The organism is Curtobacterium sp. MCSS17_007 (genome assembly GCF_003234175.2).
Taxonomy (GTDB): Bacteria; Actinomycetota; Actinomycetes; order Actinomycetales; family Microbacteriaceae; genus Curtobacterium.
Map to the genome: position 1 here is coordinate 3,270,677 of NZ_CP126257.1, position 13,942 is coordinate 3,284,618.

Annotated in this window: 20 protein-coding genes and 1 pseudogene; 6 read left to right on the forward strand and 15 right to left on the reverse strand. The window is 70.2% G+C overall.

Annotation, left to right across the window (positions count from 1 at the left end; genetic code table 11):
- Window positions 1–141: 141 nt before the first annotated feature.
- Window positions 142–309, forward strand: coding sequence for a hypothetical protein (locus DEJ22_RS15585; protein WP_181430968.1), 168 nt, complete (start codon window positions 142–144; stop codon window positions 307–309).
- Between the two features lie 5 nt (window positions 310–314).
- On the opposite strand, the gene DEJ22_RS15590 is transcribed toward DEJ22_RS15585, so the two are convergent.
- The 3 genes from DEJ22_RS15590 to DEJ22_RS15600 are packed head-to-tail and all read right to left on the reverse strand — an operon-like array spanning window position 315 to window position 2,146.
- Window positions 315–677 carry a hypothetical protein gene (locus DEJ22_RS15590; RefSeq protein WP_111228171.1) on the reverse strand — a complete coding sequence of 121 codons (363 nt, stop codon included), beginning with the start codon at window positions 675–677 and terminating at the stop codon, window positions 315–317.
- A gap of 59 nt (window positions 678–736) precedes the next feature.
- Window positions 737–1,375 carry a TetR/AcrR family transcriptional regulator gene (locus DEJ22_RS15595; protein WP_111228170.1) on the reverse strand — a complete coding sequence of 213 codons (639 nt, stop codon included), beginning with the start codon at window positions 1,373–1,375 and terminating at the stop codon, window positions 737–739.
- Window positions 1,376–1,384: 9 nt separating this feature from the next.
- The gene (locus tag DEJ22_RS15600) at window positions 1,385–2,146 is read right to left on the reverse strand and encodes an acetoacetate decarboxylase (RefSeq protein ID WP_111228169.1); all 762 of its coding nucleotides are present in this window, start codon (window positions 2,144–2,146) and stop codon (window positions 1,385–1,387) included.
- 109 nt (window positions 2,147–2,255) lie between these two features.
- Here DEJ22_RS15600 and DEJ22_RS15605 point away from each other — a divergent pair, with 109 nt between their 5' ends.
- Window positions 2,256–3,119, forward strand: a complete 864-nt coding sequence (locus tag DEJ22_RS15605) for a 3-hydroxyacyl-CoA dehydrogenase family protein (protein WP_111228168.1) — start codon at window positions 2,256–2,258, stop codon at window positions 3,117–3,119.
- A gap of 130 nt (window positions 3,120–3,249) precedes the next feature.
- Here DEJ22_RS15605 and DEJ22_RS15610 read toward each other — a convergent pair whose 3' ends face one another.
- The 5 genes and pseudogenes from DEJ22_RS15610 to DEJ22_RS15625 all read right to left on the reverse strand — a co-directional run bounded on the left by DEJ22_RS15610 (window position 3,250) and on the right by DEJ22_RS15625 (window position 6,663).
- Window positions 3,250–4,353, reverse strand: coding sequence for a GAF domain-containing protein (locus DEJ22_RS15610; RefSeq protein WP_146241806.1), 1,104 nt, complete (start codon window positions 4,351–4,353; stop codon window positions 3,250–3,252).
- A gap of 289 nt (window positions 4,354–4,642) precedes the next feature.
- Window positions 4,643–5,017 (reverse strand): VOC family protein, encoded by a 375-nt coding sequence (locus DEJ22_RS15615; RefSeq protein ID WP_111228166.1) that lies wholly within the window; start codon window positions 5,015–5,017, stop codon window positions 4,643–4,645.
- Between the two features lie 243 nt (window positions 5,018–5,260).
- Window positions 5,261–5,503, reverse strand: a pseudogene (locus DEJ22_RS15840) (helix-turn-helix transcriptional regulator); the annotation flags it as partial.
- 186 nt (window positions 5,504–5,689) lie between these two features.
- Window positions 5,690–5,830 (reverse strand): HTH domain-containing protein, encoded by a 141-nt coding sequence (locus DEJ22_RS15620; RefSeq protein ID WP_258379717.1) that lies wholly within the window; start codon window positions 5,828–5,830, stop codon window positions 5,690–5,692.
- 92 nt (window positions 5,831–5,922) lie between these two features.
- Window positions 5,923–6,663, reverse strand: coding sequence for an SDR family oxidoreductase (locus DEJ22_RS15625; RefSeq protein WP_111228165.1), 741 nt, complete (start codon window positions 6,661–6,663; stop codon window positions 5,923–5,925).
- Window positions 6,664–6,801: 138 nt separating this feature from the next.
- Here DEJ22_RS15625 and DEJ22_RS15630 point away from each other — a divergent pair, with 138 nt between their 5' ends.
- From DEJ22_RS15630 to DEJ22_RS15640, 3 genes are all read left to right on the forward strand, one after another.
- A complete protein-coding gene (locus tag DEJ22_RS15630; RefSeq protein ID WP_111228164.1) occupies window positions 6,802–7,713 on the forward strand; it encodes a helix-turn-helix transcriptional regulator in 912 nt (303 codons plus the stop codon).
- Between the two features lie 203 nt (window positions 7,714–7,916).
- Window positions 7,917–8,186, forward strand: a complete 270-nt coding sequence (locus DEJ22_RS15635) for a hypothetical protein (RefSeq protein WP_146241805.1) — start codon at window positions 7,917–7,919, stop codon at window positions 8,184–8,186.
- Window positions 8,159–8,437 carry a hypothetical protein gene (locus tag DEJ22_RS15640; RefSeq protein ID WP_284174741.1) on the forward strand — a complete coding sequence of 93 codons (279 nt, stop codon included), beginning with the start codon at window positions 8,159–8,161 and terminating at the stop codon, window positions 8,435–8,437. Before DEJ22_RS15635 ends, DEJ22_RS15640 begins: the two co-directional genes overlap by 28 nt.
- 333 nt (window positions 8,438–8,770) lie before the next feature.
- Here the strand turns inward: DEJ22_RS15640 and DEJ22_RS15645 are convergent, their stop codons facing one another.
- The 3 genes from DEJ22_RS15645 to DEJ22_RS15655 form a co-directional block, all read right to left on the reverse strand.
- On the reverse strand, window positions 8,771–9,481 hold the full coding sequence (locus DEJ22_RS15645; RefSeq protein ID WP_181430967.1) for a M23 family metallopeptidase: 711 nt from the start codon (window positions 9,479–9,481) through the stop codon (window positions 8,771–8,773).
- A 382-nt stretch (window positions 9,482–9,863) separates the two neighbouring features.
- Window positions 9,864–10,460: a DUF305 domain-containing protein gene (locus DEJ22_RS15650; protein WP_111228160.1), complete on the reverse strand. Its 597-nt coding sequence runs from the start codon at window positions 10,458–10,460 to the stop codon at window positions 9,864–9,866.
- Between the two features lie 108 nt (window positions 10,461–10,568).
- The gene (locus DEJ22_RS15655) at window positions 10,569–11,024 is read right to left on the reverse strand and encodes a hypothetical protein (RefSeq protein ID WP_111228159.1); all 456 of its coding nucleotides are present in this window, start codon (window positions 11,022–11,024) and stop codon (window positions 10,569–10,571) included.
- Between the two features lie 203 nt (window positions 11,025–11,227).
- Between DEJ22_RS15655 and DEJ22_RS15660 the strand changes: the two genes are divergently transcribed.
- Window positions 11,228–11,728, forward strand: a complete 501-nt coding sequence (locus DEJ22_RS15660; RefSeq protein ID WP_111228158.1) for a DUF4396 domain-containing protein — start codon at window positions 11,228–11,230, stop codon at window positions 11,726–11,728.
- A gap of 59 nt (window positions 11,729–11,787) precedes the next feature.
- Here DEJ22_RS15660 and DEJ22_RS15665 read toward each other — a convergent pair whose 3' ends face one another.
- From DEJ22_RS15665 to DEJ22_RS15680, 4 genes are all read right to left on the reverse strand, one after another.
- Window positions 11,788–12,075: an antibiotic biosynthesis monooxygenase family protein gene (locus DEJ22_RS15665; protein WP_111228157.1), complete on the reverse strand. Its 288-nt coding sequence runs from the start codon at window positions 12,073–12,075 to the stop codon at window positions 11,788–11,790.
- A gap of 20 nt (window positions 12,076–12,095) precedes the next feature.
- The gene (locus DEJ22_RS15670) at window positions 12,096–12,962 is read right to left on the reverse strand and encodes a cation diffusion facilitator family transporter (RefSeq protein ID WP_258379722.1); all 867 of its coding nucleotides are present in this window, start codon (window positions 12,960–12,962) and stop codon (window positions 12,096–12,098) included.
- A 179-nt stretch (window positions 12,963–13,141) separates the two neighbouring features.
- Complete coding sequence (locus tag DEJ22_RS15675) at window positions 13,142–13,504, reverse strand: ArsR/SmtB family transcription factor (protein WP_111228187.1); 363 nt, start codon at window positions 13,502–13,504, stop codon at window positions 13,142–13,144.
- A gap of 71 nt (window positions 13,505–13,575) precedes the next feature.
- The gene (locus tag DEJ22_RS15680; protein ID WP_111228155.1) at window positions 13,576–13,929 is read right to left on the reverse strand and encodes an ArsR/SmtB family transcription factor; all 354 of its coding nucleotides are present in this window, start codon (window positions 13,927–13,929) and stop codon (window positions 13,576–13,578) included.
- Window positions 13,930–13,942 lie beyond the last annotated feature (13 nt).

The window sequence follows — 13,942 nt, forward strand, 5'->3', positions numbered from 1 at the left end:
TCCCCCGGGGCGGTGACCGGATGCTACGGAGGAGCAGCGCGTCCGGGGAAGGAAGAAGTCCGGATCACGCGGCGTGAGCCGACCGGAGGCGGTGATCTGCGCCTCCCGTCCGTCCCACTGCGCCGGCCGTACCGTGGACGCATGACGACGGCGCTGACCAGGACCGACCCGCAGGGCGCCGACCAGGAGGCGTGGCCGGTGGAGGGCAGCGCGCCGCTCGCCTCGGTGGCCTGCGCCGTCCTCCGCCGGGACCGGGCGTCAGGACGCGCGACGACGTTCGAGTGGGACGACCTGACGCTCGACGACTGAGTCCGTCAGGAGGGCTCGTCGACGAGTGCGATGAAGCGACTGCCGACACCGTGCACCTGGTGCCGGGTGGTCCCGGCCGCGGGGCGCGGTGCCTCGTCCAGGTCGTGGTCGTCGCACACGAGCAGGGTCCAGTCCGGCCACCACTTCTTCGGCCGCTCCTGCTCGGAGGCGCCGCACACGGCGCACTCGAGGTGCGCCCAGACCTTCTTCGCGCCGGTCCGGTTCGCGCGGGACTGGGCGAGCCAGGCGGGCGGGTCCTGCTCGAGCGCCGCGAGGTCGGCCTCGCTGATGTGCGACGGGACGCCGTGGCGGGCCGCCATCTCGAGGGGGATGTCGAGCCGGATGGCGGCGTCACGTCGGGAGAGCATCGGTCCAGGGTAGGTCGTCCGGGTCGACCAGCACGCCCACGGGGCCGCGGCAGGGGAGTTCACCGGACGGCGCGGGACTCCTCCGGGAGCGGTTCGGTGAGACCGAGGATGCAGCCCTCGACCGCGGTGACCCGGACCTGCTCGGTGTCGTCGTGCAGGACGCTCTGGCTCACGGCACCCACGTGCGCCGCGACCACCGCGCGCGTGAAGAGCGCCGGGTCGACGGTGGGCCGGAGCCCGATGCGCGCGAGGCTGCCGACCAGGAGCGGCTGCAGGGTGTCGTGGAAGTGGTCCGTGTGCTCGCGCAGCAACCGGTTGACGGTCTCGTCGTGGCGGGCGCGGGTGATGAGGACCGAGCGGATGGCGTACCACTTCTCCTCCGGCGGGAGCCCCCCGACCACACCGCGGACGACGTCGTCGAGCGAGGGGTGCTCGGCGGCCCGGGCGTCGTCGAGCATGCCGCCGAGGAGCTCGGAGACCAGGGCGGCCTGCTGCTCGTAGACGGCGAAGAAGAGCTCGTCGACACTGCGGAAGTTCGAGTAGAACGCCCCACGGGTGAACCCGGCCCGGGTCACGATCGCCTCGACGCTCACCGCGGTGGTGCCGGTCTCGTCGAACACGGCCTCGGCGGCGGCGACGAGCTGTGCGCGGGTGCTGCTGCGGCGTCGGACCGGCCGATCCGGGGCTGGGGTGCTCATGTGGTCACGCTACTGAGTCGCCTGCGTGTCCAGTGCGGCGAGGTAGTCGTGGACGGGCCGGACGGGTGCGAGGGTCAGGTCGGTGACGATGTGCGAGGCACTGACGACCTCGAGCACGGGCAGGTCCGCCATGGGTGCCAGGGCGTGCGCGAACAACTGCAGCCGGGCGGGGCCGGTCCAGGCCTCCTTGACCGTGAGGTCGGTGATCTCGGTGCGGACCAGGTGCGCCGCGCGGAGGCCCTGGGTGAAGACGTCCGGCACGAGCTTGACCATGAACGTCGGGACGGCGATCTGCGCCCTCGCTTCCTCGTGGTCGAGCGGCTCCCACTCGTACGCCATCGTCGCCGTCGCGACCCGCTCGGTGCCGCGGTCGAGGGTGCCGACGAGAGCGCCCTCGTCGACGCGGAGCCGCGGGGTGCCGAGCACCTTCGGGTAGGCGCTGAGCTCACGGCCGGAGACGGTCGCGGCGAAGTTGTCGAGGTACATCGCGTGCAGGTACTCACCGTGCTCGCCGTCGAGGGTGACCTGGATCGCCTGACCGGACTCGACGTAGGGGCCGTACCCGTCGACCTCGCCCATCTTCATGACCTCGAACCGCACGAGGGGCTCCTCGACCACGAGCGGCTCCGGGACGACCGCGCGGAGTGCGTCGGGGTCGGTGCGGTACACGACGTTCAGGTACTCGCGGTCGGTGAACCGGGTCGCGCGCAGCGGGTAGACGGGGGCGGCGAGCGGGGTGGTGCCGCGCTGCAGTGCTTCGAGCGGAGTCATGGTGTCGACCTTCCGGTTGCGATACGGATCGTACTGAGTACAGTTTGCATCGGCGGGATCGAGCACACAAGCCCGGTTCCCGGACCACGTCTCCACGAGAGGAACCGGCATGACCTTCCAGCTGCCCCAGGACGTCCAGTCCCGTCCGGTCACCGTGATCGGGGGTGGCACGCTCGGCCGCCGCATCGCCCTGATGTTCGCCAGCGGTGGCGCGGACACCCGGGTGTACGACCTGTCCGAGCAGGTCCGCTCCGACGCGGTGGCGTACGTCGAGCAGACCCTGCCGGAGGTCGTCGCCTCGCGCCAGGGCGCCGTCGCGGGCACGGTCCGCGGTGACGACGACCTCACGACCGCGGTCGACGGTGCGTGGCTGGTCGTCGAGGCGATCCCCGAGCGCCTCGAACTGAAGACGACGGTCTTCGGGCAGCTCGACCGAGCCGTCGCCGCGGACACGATCCTCGCGAGCAACTCGTCGTCGTACGCGTCACGCCTGATGATCGACGAGGTCGAGCACCCCGAGCGGGTGCTGAACATGCACTTCTACATGCCGCCCCGGCAGAACGCCGTCGACCTGATGAGCGACGGCCAGACCGACCCGGCGGTCCTGGCCTTCCTGCAGGAGCAGCTGCCCCGCTACGGCGTCTTCCCGTTCGTCGCGCACCGGGAGTCGACCGGCTTCATCTTCAACCGCATCTGGGCCGCCATCAAGCGGGAGTCGCTGGCCGTCGTCGCCGACGGCGTCTCCACGCCCGAGGACGTCGACGCGATGTTCCAGGTGAACTCCGGCGCACCCGCCGGCCCGTTCCGGATGATGGACCAGGTCGGCCTCGACGTCGTGCTCGACATCGAGGACCACTACGCCGCAGAGGACCCGCACCTGCCCGAGGGCCCGCGGAAGCTCCTGCACGAGTACGTCGACGCCGGCCACCTCGGGGTCAAGACCGGCCGCGGCTTCTACACCTACGACCACTGACGGGCCACGTGCAGCCCCGAGGGCTGCACGGACCGTCACGGCTGGACCGACGGGCGGGCCGGCGGGCCGCCTGTCGGACGGGAGGCGCGGGGGTACCCGACACCGCGCCTCCCGTCCGACGCCGCAACCGTCACGCCACCGGCGTGCGGTGCGCTCCACCGGACCCGAACCGGGTGGAGTCCTCGGGGCGGTACAGGGCGTCGCGCGCCAGGACGGCGAAGTCCCGGAGCAGGTCGAGCTCGACCGTGTCCTCGCGTCGCGGGGTCGGGTCGAACACGCACACCGCGCCGATCCTGGTCCCGTCCACGCTCTCCAGCGGATGGCCCGCGTAGAAGCGGATCCGCCCGCGCCGGGCGATCCGGGGGCGGTCAGGGTCCCACGCGTCCCCGATCACCATCGCACCGGACCGCAGCACGGTCGAGCGGCAGAAGGAGTCCTGCAGCGCCTGGCTCCCGCGCGGGATCCAGGTGCTCGCCGCCGACCACTGCCGTCCCTCCGGCAGGAACGTGATCGCGGCCCCCTTCGTGCCGAACAGCTCCGTCATGTGCTGGACCAGCCGGTCGAGCGCGGCGTCGGCCGGTGCGTCCACGATGCCGAGGCGACGGATCGCGTCGTAGCGGTGTGCGAAGGGCTGCGGGGTGGAGCGCAGCCACTGCGGGCTCCCCGCACGGGAGCGCTGCTGCTCCAGCAGCAGCTGCGTGACCTCGAGGAGGAACGACGGGACGCCCGAGGTCGCGTCGGCCTCCACCCGCAGGACGACCAGGTCCGGACGTGCGCGGTGGAGCGCTGCCACGAGGTCGGTCCGGTCCTCGTCGTGCGCGAGGGCGAGCACGATCTCCGCGGTCGGTGCGAGCCGGGGCCGGAGCTGGTCGACCAGGACGAGCGCCTCCTCGGCCGCGCCGACGACCGCGGTGGTCGTCGTGCGGCTGTGGACGACGCTGCCGGACAGGCAGACCATCACGACGTCGTGGTTGGCGAGGTGGATCCCGTTCCCGGCCGCGACCAGGGTCTGGCCGGTCCAGCTCGACCAGGGCACGGCGGTGACGTCGGCGCCGCGTCCGGTGCGGGCGGCCAGGGCCTGGGCCGTCCGTCGAGCAGCGGGGTGCAGGGGGAGGCCGGGTGCGAAGACCGCGTCCCCGAAGACCAGGACACGGTCCGGGTCGGGGCCGCTCGCCGACGCGGTGACGATCCGCGTCGAGGACGGACGGGTGGGCAGGTGGGGGGCTTCCAGCATGGGCATCGTCGACATCCCTGGGTGAGGTGGAGCTGCTCCCGGATCACCTGCGGTCCCGGGAGCACGTGGGGCAGGTGTCCCCGAATTGTTCCCCCGCGGTTCATCGAACGTGCGGCCCCAGCGCTGGGGGTTGACTGCGGTCCGTGGTGGCGGTTTGATGCGCAGCCGGGCTCGGGCTCGGGCTCGGGCTGGGGCTGGGGCTCGGACTCGGGCTCGGGCTCGGGCTCGGTGCGAGGACGACCTGCGCGACCTCCACGGCTCCGCCGGTCGACGGCCGCCTGATCCGAGGTCAGCGGGCCGCCGACCTGCTGAACAGGTTGACGACGTTGCCGTCGGGGTCGCGCACGAGCGCGGACCGGTTGCCCCACGGCATCGTGGTCGGTCCGAGGACGACGTCCTCCCGCGCGGGCTGGAGCGCCGCGAACGCAGCGTCGACGTCGGCGACCTCGAACTCGATCACGACGGACCGGTTCGTCGCGGGGAGGAGCGCCCCGTCGAGCACGGCGACGGTCGCCGTGCTCGCGATCGCGAGGGTCACGCCCGGGCCGCTGAACTGTGCGAAGACCGGTGCAGGACGCTCGGCCTGCTGCCCGGTGACCCGCTCGTAGAAGGCGACGAGGCCGTCGAGGTCGTCGGTGACGATGCGGATGGATGCGAACGACATGGGATTCCTCCGGTGGAGCTGACGGGGTGTGTGCACCAGCTTCACCGGAGGTCGCGACAGCGTCCTGTCGGTGTTCCCGGAAGAGCTCCGCTGCGTGTCAGTCGTCGATGACGGACCGCAACCGCCCGTGGGGGATCGCGAGGTCCTCGGCTCGGAGCGCACGCTGCGGGGCCGCTCGTCGGTCACCTCGACCGAGAGCATCCGGTCTCCCCGGAATGCGCGCACCTCGTCGCGGAGCCGGCACCACGCGACCAGGTACCACTGCCCTTCCTTGCCGATGGATCCCAACGGTTCGACGTCGCGGGTGGACTCCGCACCGCTGGCGTCCCGGTAGCGGAGCCGCACGACGCGGTCCGCACGGAGCGCGTCGGCGAACGCAGTAAGCACGACCGGGTCGTCCTCGCCGCCCTCATCGCCCTCGTCGCCCTCCAGGAAGTGCACCCGTGAGGCGAGCGCAGTGGCGCGCGCGGCGTCCCCGTCGGGCATCACCGCGAGCACCTTGCGGGCTGCTGTCCGGGCCGCCTGCCGGAACGGACCGTGCCGGAGGGATCCGAGCCCGATCAGCACCGCGAGGGCTTCGTCCAGCGTGAAGCCTGCGGGTCCGAGCGTCGCCGACGCGTCGATGACGTACCCACCGGTCCGGCCGGGCTCCGCCCAGATCGGGAGGCCCGACTACTGCAGTGCCGCGAGGTCCCGTTCGATCGTGCGCACGGACACCTCGAACCGTTCCGCGAGACGGCGGGCACTCCGCGGCCGCGGCGACACGGCGCGCAACTCCTCCACGAGCCCGTAGAGACGATCGGTCCGGTTCACCGACCCATCATCCGACAGGTCGCCCCGCAGTCACGTCGCGGTCCGCCCACTCCCGGCCGCCGGCGTCGGTCCGCTCACCGGCGTCGGTCCGCTCACCGGCCCGGCAGGGTGCTCAGCGGTCGGGAACGCTGCTCGAGCAACTCCGCGTAGGTGCCGTCGCGTTCCGCCCAGCGGAGCGCCTGTGCGCGCTCGACGACGATCTCATCCGGGGTCGGGGTCTGCGTGAGGAGTCCGAGGGCCTCGTCGAGGAACCCCTCGAGCGGGAGGGCGTTCGGGTTGACCTGCTCCTGACCGGCGGTCGCGACGGCGGGCGGGATCAGCTCGGTCACGCCGATGCCGGTGCCGACGAGGTGCCGACGGAGTGCTTCGCTGTAGGCGTGCACCGCGGCCTTCGATGCACCGTAGGTGGCCATCAGCGGGAACGGCATGAACGCGATGCCGGAGGTGACGGTGATGAGGTCGCCGCGGCCCTGCTGCAGGAGGTGCGGGGTGAACGCGTCGAGGACGCGGATCGTCCCGAGCAGGTTGACGTCGATCGTCGTCTCGGACCGGGCGAAGTGCGCCGGGTCGCGGAGGTCCTCGAAGAGCATGACACCGGACATCGTCACGACGAGGTCGAGGTCCGGGTGCTCGGCGAGGACCTCATCGCGCGCCCGGCTGACCGAACCGGGGTCGGTGACGTCGATGGTGACGGTCTCGAGGTCGTCGACGCGACCGGTGTCGCGCCCACCCACGACGACGGTCGAACCGGCATCGGCGAGGCGTCGAGCGAGTCCGCGTCCGATGCCGGAGGTGCCTCCGACGACGAGGGCGGTGCGGTTGGTGATGTCCATGTCAGCCTTCCTGGTGGTGCGTCACGAGCGGTACCGGTCGATCGTGCGGCCGTGCCGACGGCGCCGGGAGGTCCCGGCTGGTCCGGGGGGCTGGCGGGGCACCCCCTCCCGACGCACGTGCTCAGTACCGTGGACAGCATGGAGAGCGACCCCGGGCAGAACCGACTCGGCGAGTACCTGCAGGCTCGTCGCGGTCTGGTCACGCCGGAGCACGTCGGTCTGCCCACCGGTCCGAACCGCCGGGTGACCGGTCTCCGCCGCGAGGAGGTGGCACTGCTCGCCGGGATCAGCGGTGACTACTACCTGCGGCTCGAGCGCGGGCGCGACACGAACCCGTCCCCGCAGGTCCTGGAGGCGCTCGCACGGGTCCTCCAGCTCGACGAGGTCGAGACCGAGTTCCTGCTCGCACTCGGTTCGCGCCGCACACGGTCGAGGCGCCGTCGACCGGCCGAGCGGATACCGGGTCGGCTGCACCACCTCCTCGCAGCGCTCGAGCTCCCGGCGTTCGTCGAGGGCCGGTACTTCGACGTCCTCGCGGCGAACGACCTCGCGCAGGTCTTCTCCCCGCGGCTACGGCCGGGGCAGAACCGGCTCCGCTCCCTGTTCCTCGATGCCGAGGAGCGCGCGTTCCAGGACGACTGGGAGAACGCGACCACGGACGCGGTCGCATCCTTCCGGCACGTCGTGGGCGACGACGTCACGGATGCCCGGGCCGTGGAGATCGTCGGCGAGCTCTCGCTGGCGAGCGCTCGGTTCCGAACGCTCTGGGCACGGCAGGACGTGCGGCAGCTCACCGGCAACTCGACGGTCGTCCAGCACCCGGTCGTGGGTGCGATGCGGATGCACCGCGACAAGTTGCCGGTGGAGGGGCTCCTGCTCGTCGTGTACTACCCCGACACGGCCAGTGACAGTGCCGAGAAGCTCCAGCTGCTCGCGGGGCTCGTCGGATCTGTCGAGCCTGCTCTGCGGTCCGAGACAGCGGAGCCGCAACCTCACGCGTCCACGCGCGGATCGAGTCCGAGGCCGACGTCGCATCACGGAGGGTCCTGACCAGCCACTTCGCGATGACCAGCGTGGCTCCGTCGCGGGTGGAGACGCGGACGTACCCGAGCAGGAGGGCGCTCATGCCGCGAGGATCGGCTTGCCGCACCGGGTTCGTGTCGTCCCCAACCGAAGGGCCAGCGGACGCCCACCGACGGCCGCTCGGGCGAGCGATGGAACGATCGGGGGAAACAAGAGCGGTACGACCCCCGGTGGGCCGTTGTCCTTCTTCTCATCCTCGGCGATGTCCTCTTGAGGTCCTCGCGAAGTTCCGCGAGACGTTCGTAGACCCCAACAACGCTGGACTGTTCATCGACCGCGACGGACCGGACGGCTACAACTGGACCACGATCCCCCGCGTCGAGACGGAGGATGCGCTGGCCGAAATCGCGCCGGATGCTGAGGTCGATCAGCTCGAACGTCTAGCGGCCGACCTCAACGGCGAGTTCCCAGCGTGGGCGCGACGATCGGACCTCGACTGATGGCCCTCAGCGGTGAGGACCTGACGCGAGCAAGCGGGTCCCTTCGGGCCTACAGCGTTGCAGGTAACGACGACGATCGGGACGAAGCGCACTCGATTTTGACGGATCTGATTCTCGACGCCACGGCGCAGGGCGATCAGGAGGCCTTCGAGGCGCTGAACGAAGCGCGGCTTCTGCTGTCGCAGGGGCAATCCCAGGCGAACGATGCGGACAATATGCTCGAAGCGCTGGCGCAGACGCGCCGCGAGTAGCGGGGCACTTGCGTCACCAGGGCTGAGACGGCCGAGGGCTCCCGATCAGTGTCGGCGACCGGAACGGTGGTCGCCGACACTGGGCGTCGAGGTGCTTCATGCCGGCAGCGATCGCCTCGTCAGCACTCATCCTGGCGGCGGCGACGCGACGACTCAGCTCACGCAACGTCGGGTCAGTCACCTCGTGACCTGCCAGCGCCAAGGCAGCGTCCGCGAACTGTATCCGGCGCTCCACCCCATCGGCGTCGCGCTTCCCGGTCCTGGTACCCATCAACGCTCCCCCTGCCTGACCTCATCTTGTGCCCATCGGGCTCGACCAGTCCAGTTGGTGTCCTACAGGGTGCGCCCCGCATTGGCGGTAAGCCACGGGATCGGGTTGATGGGCGTGGTGCCGCCGGGCATGACTTGGAGGTGCAGGTGCGCGCCGGTGCTCGCGCCGGTGTTGCCGACGAGTCCGACGAGCTGCCCGACCGCGACCGTGTCGCCTGGTCGCAGTGGCGAGGAGCCGAAGATCATGTGCGCGTAGAGGGTGGACACGAGACGCCCGTCGATCTGGTGGTCGATGATGACGTACTGCCCGTACTCCGGGTGCGTCGTTGACACGCGGACGGTGCCGGCAGCGATCGCTCCGATGGGGGTGCCAGCACCGGGAGTGAGGTCGACGCCCTGGTGGATGGATGAGCAGGTAGCGCAAGGTGCGCTGCGTGGGCCGAACGGTGAGCTGATGGTGATGGTACCGGCGATGGGCCAACGAATGTCGCCGGTACCCGTGTTCACGATTGTGCCGCCCGTGGGCGTGGGGACGCTCTGCTTCGTCGACGCGGAGGAGCCGGTCGAGGTCGTTCGTGGAGCGGGTGTGGTCTTGGTGATGACGGGCTTCGGGGCTGGCTTGGTGATCGTGTAGCCGTCGCGGTCGACCGCAAGAGCCAGCCCTGAGGCGGTGAAGCTCTGCCCGGTAGCGGCGGGAGCGACACCGGGCACGACGGCCGCGGGGCCGGTCGTTGCCTGCGCGGGCAGCGCTGCGGCAGCGGTGAACAGTGCCATCGCGGCCGCGGCGCCGGTGATCGGGACTGCGGCGAGAACGCGTGATCGCAGCGAGTGTACCGGCGTTGCCGGCGCGACCGTCGCGGTTGGTAGTGGCCGCGGCATCGGTTGAGTAGCGACAGGGGTCGTCGTGCGGCGGATGCGGCTGGTGGTCGGGGTTGCGGCGGCGCGTTCGGCGGCGAGGGCTTCGCGGCGCGTCAGGGGTGCGGGGCTGGTGGGGGTCTGGGGGTGCTGCTGAGGCACGGACAGGCTCCAAGAGTGGTGGTGGTCGGCAGGCCGAGATGTGGGGTGTCCCGAGCACGACTCGGGTAGGGAGAAAAAGAGGGGGCCGGTCGTGAGCCGCGGCAGGAAGGGGGGAGCCCGCCGCGACCCATGCCGGGGTTTAGAGGGACGCGAGCATGTCCTGCATCTGGGTGATCTGCTCGGTCTGGCTCGACACGATCGACTTCGCCATCGCGACGGCGTCGGTGTTCTTGCCCTTGTCGACTTCGGTCTTGGCCATGTCGACGGCGCCGTTGTGGTGCTGGACCATCTGCTCGAGGTAGAGCTTCGCGGCGTCCTTCGCGGACGCCTGGTCGAGGTCGTTCATGTCGGAGTCGGACATCATCCCGGACATGGAGTGCCCCATCCCGGAATGCTCCGACTCGGTCGGCTCACCCCAACCCTTGAGCCAGTTGGTGAGCTGGTTGATCTCTGGGGACTGCTCGGCCTTGATCTGCTTCGCCAGGTCGGTGACACGGTCGTCGACGCCGGAGCCCTTGGCGAGGAGCACGTCGCTCATCTCGACGGCCTGCTCGTGGTGCGGCAGCATCATCTGCGCGAACATCACGTCCTGGTTGTTGTGCGCCGACGCCGCCGACGTCGACGACGACGAGCTGGCGTCGGAGCCGTTGTTGCTCATGGAGCAACCGGCGAGGGTGAGGCCGAGGGTCAGCGCGGCAGCGATCGCGAGCGTGCGCGTGGTGGGTGTGGTGTGCATGATCTTTCCGTTCCCGTGGATGCGTCAGGTGTTCCGAGCAGGCGGACGCCTCCCGGATCTGGGCATGCGGGAGCCACCGCCTGAGGGTGGGTTCCCGCAGGGGGCGGATCAGATGCGGATGATCTGCAACGCCGTCAATGACGGCGGTTTCGGTGCCGCGAAGCGGCGCGGCAGCCGATCGGCCAGCGCGAGCAGCCGCGCGAGCAGGGAGAGGATGCCGCCGGTCCGTGCGCGCAGCAGCGCCCACGCGAACAGGGCGATCGTCAGCACGCACGCCATCCCCATCAGCGAGCACATCAGCGCACACAGATCGCTGTCACAGCCGGCGTCGGTGAGGACCGTCATCACCGCGGCCGCGGGAGCTGCGTGCTCACCGTGGCTGGCAGCCGCGACATGGCTGTGCTCGGCGGTGGCCGCGGGAGCAGCCATCGGGTGCTCGTGGCCAGCGGTGTGTCCGGCCATCGTGTGCATCAGGACCGTGAACCCGACCAGCAGCAGCAACGCCAGCGTCGCCGTGGCCTGCAACAGCAGCCAGCGGCGCGGGGAGGCGGTGGTGGTGAGCATCAGTCTTCGAGCAGACGGGTCGGATGAGCGCTTCCATGGTGCGGTACCCCAACAGTCGGCGGCAACCCGGTGTCCGGATTCACACCGAACCCGCCGCGACCGGCCGGATCGGGAACACCGCGGAGGGTTCCGCGTTACAGCGCATGGTACCCCCCGGGGGTATACGTGAACTGTTGGCGTCAGCCACGTCAGATCGGAGCAGCATGGACACGCACGAGCACCACCAGATGAGCGGACACGAGCACGCCGACCACGGTGGCGGGCACGGGACGACGACATGGTCGATGGCGGCGCAAGCGACGCTGCACTGCCTCACCGGCTGCGCGATCGGTGAAGTCCTCGGCATGGTGATCGGCACCGCAGCCGGGTTCCACAACGCCGGCACCATCGTCCTGTCGATCGTCCTCGCGTTCATCTTCGGCTACGCCCTCACCATGCGCGGCGTCATCAAGTCGGGTCTGACGCTCGCGGCGGCGTTCAAGGTCGCGCTGGCGGCGGACACTGTCTCGATCGCGGTCATGGAGATCATCGACAACACGGTCATCGTCGCGATCCCAGGAGCGATGGACGCGCAGCTGAACCAGTTCTTGTTCTGGGGCTCACTGGCGCTGTCCCTTGCCCTCGCGTTCGTGGTCACCACCCCCGTGAACCGGTGGATGATCAGCCGCGGACTCGGACACGCCGTCGTCCACGGCCACCACTGAGGTCGGCACGAGGCGTCGCCGAGCATGACCAGCTCGGCGACGCTTCCTGCCGTGCGTCGTCAGAGGGTGACGGTCTCGAACTCGAGGAGTTCCGCGCCGGTGGCGACGGGGTTGCTGCCGCCGTGGTGTGCGCCGGCTTGCCCGGTGCGCCACGCCTGGTAGGAGTCCTCGTCGGCCCAAATGGAGACGACGAAGTAGCGGGTTCCGCCGGCGGTGGGGCGGAGGAGCTGGAAGCTCTCGAAGCCGGGCTGCTGCTCGACGTCGTGGTTCCGGCCGACGAAGCGCGCTTCGAGGTGGGAGCCCTTGCCCTCGGGGACGGTGATGGCGTTGATCTTCACGACGGACATGGTGTTCCTCTCGATGGTGGTCAGTGCTGGTGTACGTGGGCGGCGGGCGTGACGGTGAACTCGTCGACGTTGCGCATTGCTTCGTGCACGTGCTCGGCCGCGTGCTCGGCGATGTGTTCCGCGTCGTGCAGCGTTGTGGCGGTGACTTCGACGGTGGCGGAGCCGGTGAGGCGGTGGCCGACCCACCGGAGCCGGAGGTTCCGGACGCCCTCGACGCCGGTGGTGTGTTCGAGGGCGTGCTCGGCCCTGCTCAGGAGGGCGGGGTCGATGGCGTCCATGAGGCGGGCACCGATCGACTTCACCGTCCCCCACAGCAGGACCATGATCGAGACGGAGATCAGCAGGCCGATGATCGGGTCCGCAATCGGGAACCCGACCAGGACGCCGACCGCGCCGAGGACCACCGACAGGGACGTGAACCCGTCGAGGCGCGCGTGCACACCGTCCGCGACGAGGGCGGCGGAGCCGATCCTCTGCCCGACCCGGATGCGGTAGATCGCCACTGCCTCGTTGCCGGCGAAGCCGATGAGGCCGGCCGCGACAAGCAGCCATGGGTTCTCGATGGGCCGGGGGTTGATGAACCGGTCGATGGCTTGCCAGCCCGCGATGACGGCGGAGAGGGCGACGACGAAGACAATGAACATGCCCGCGAGGTCTTCGTCGCGGCCGTACCCGTAGGTGTACCGACGGTTCGCGATCCGGCGCCCGAGGACGAACGCGATCCACAACGGCACCGCGGTCAGCGCGTCCGCGAAGTTGTGGATCGTGTCCGCGAGCAACGCGATCGACCCGGTGAACGCGACGATCACCGCCTGCAGCACGGTCGTGGCCAGGAGGATGAACAGGCTGATCTTCAGGGCGCGGACGCCCGCGGTGCTGGCTTCCATCGCGTCGTCGATCGAGTCCGCGGAGTCGTGCGTGTGCGGCACGAACAGGTCGTAGAGGAACCCCTTCACGCCGCCGTGCGGATGCGAGTGGCCGTGCTCACCGTGGTCGTGGTCGTGGGGATGACCGTGACCGTGGGGGTGGTCGTGGTCAGCGCGTGCTGGCGCGTGGTCATGGCCGGTCATGCGCTCTCCCGCTCCCCGCGGTGGTGCGGTGCCGCACCGACGACGTGCTCGGCCTGCTTCACGGCATCGATCACCAGCTCCGACGCGTGCTCGTCCGTCAGCCGGTAGTACACGGTGGTCCCTTCCCGGCGGGTCGACACCATCCGTGCCAGACGGAGCTTGGCCAGGTGCTGCGAGACGCCCGCAGCGCTCTTGTCGACGACCTCGGCCAGCCGGTTCACGGACAGCTCCTCAGCGCTGCGCAGCGCGAGGATGATCTTCACGCGCGTGGCGTCCGCGAGCATGGCAAACACCTCTACCGCGAGTTCGACGTACTCGGACTCGGGACTTAATCCGCAGGGCTGCTTGTCTACGTACACACGCAGATAATACACAAGGCACCGGAGCCGATGAGGCGTCTCGATAGCCGATGGGCTATCCGACGATCGGCTTAGTCCAGGCCACTGAGAAGGTGCGCGAGCGTCGCGAGTGCGCCCGGGACGAGTGAGTAGTACGCCCACGTGCCGCGCTTCTCGCGGTGGAGGATGCCGGCGTCGACGAGGACCTTGGTGTGGTGTGACACCGTCGGCTGCGACAGCCCAAGCGGTTCCTGCAGGTCACAGGCACACGTCTCCGTGTCCCCGTGCGCGGCGACAATCGAGATGATCCGGAGCCGTGCCGGGTCGGCAATCGCCTTCAACGTCCGCGCGAGCGCGTCAGCGCCGGCCGCGTCGAGTGGCGCGCTCGCGAGCGGCGCGCAGCACGCGGTGACGTCCTCGATGGGAAGCAGCTCGACGGTAGCCATGCACCGATCATCG